This is a genomic window from Microcoleus sp. Pol11C2, assembly GCF_036701505.1.
Lineage (GTDB): Bacteria > Cyanobacteriota > Cyanobacteriia > Cyanobacteriales > Microcoleaceae > Microcoleus.
In genome coordinates this window covers 63,386-64,737 of the sequence record NZ_JAUBQX010000036.1, presented here as the reverse complement: position 1 = coordinate 64,737, position 1,352 = coordinate 63,386, and the positions used below count along the sequence as shown (strand labels likewise).

Here is a 1,352-nt window from a genome sequence, read left to right as displayed (position 1 = left end):
CAAGCTTGGGTAAATAGTGTCAATTTTAGTCCTGACGGCAAATACATCGCTACGGCATCATCGGACAATACAGCCCGATTGTGGGATTTAACAGGCAAGCTGATACAAGAATTTAAAGGACATCAAGCTTGGGTAAATAGTGTCAATTTTAGTCCTGACGGCAAATACATCGCTACGGCATCATCGGACAATACAGCCCGGTTGTGGGATTTAACAGGCAAATTGATACAAGAATTTAAAGGACATCAAGATTCGGTATCGAGTGTCAGTTTTAGTCCCGACGGCAAATACATCGCTACGGCATCAGGGGACAAAACAGCAAGGTTGTGGGATTTAACAGGCAAGCTGATCCAAGAATTTAAAGGACATCAGGAGGGGGTAAATAGTGTCAATTTTAGTCCTGACGGCAAATACATCGCTACGGCATCAGGGGACAAAACAGCCCGGTTGTGGGATTTAACAGGCAAGCTGATACAAGTATTTAAAGGACATCAAGATTGGGTATCGAGTGTTAGTTTTAGTCCTGGCGGCAAATACATCGCTACGGCATCAGGGGACAAAACAGCCCGGTTGTGGGATTTAACAGGCAAGCTAATACAAGAATTTAAAGGACATCAAGCTTACGTAAATAGTGTGAGTTTTAGTCCTGACGGCAAATACATCGCTACGGCATCAGGGGACAAAACAGCCCGGTTGTGGGATTTAACAGGCAAGCTGATACAAGTATTTAAAGGACATCAGGAGGGGGTAAATAGTGTCAGTTTTAGTCCTGACGGCAAATACATCGCTACGGCATCATCCGAAAATACAGCGCGGTTGTGGGATATCACAGGCAAGCTGATACAAGAATTTAAAGGACATCAAGGTAGGGTATCGAGTGTGAGTTTTAGTCCTGACGGCAAATACATCGCTACGGCATCATCGGACAATACAGCGCGGTTGTGGGATTTAACAGGCAAGCTGATACAAGTATTTAAAGGACATCAAGCTTGGATAAATAGTGTCAGTTTTAGTTCTGACGGCAAATATATCGCTACGGCATCATCGGACAATACAGCCCGGTTGTGGGATATCACAGGCAAGCTGATACAAGAATTTAAAGGACATCAAGGTAGGGTAAATAGTGTCAGTTTTAGTCCTGACGGCAAATACATCGCTACGGCATCATCGGACAATACAGCAAGGTTGTGGGATATCACAGGCAAGCTGATACAAGAATTTAAAGGACATCAAGCTTGCGTAAATAGTGTCAGTTTTAGTCCTGACGGCAAATACATCGCTACGGCATCATCGGACAATACAGCCCGGTTGTGGGATATCACAGGCAAGCTGATACAAGAATTTAAAGGACA

1 protein-coding gene is annotated in these 1,352 nt (G+C 44.1%); it reads left to right on the top strand.

Annotation, left to right across the window (positions count from 1 at the left end):
• The coding region (locus QUA42_RS19445; protein WP_333139246.1) for a WD40 repeat domain-containing protein at positions 1-1,352 on the top strand (1,352 nt) is incomplete at both ends.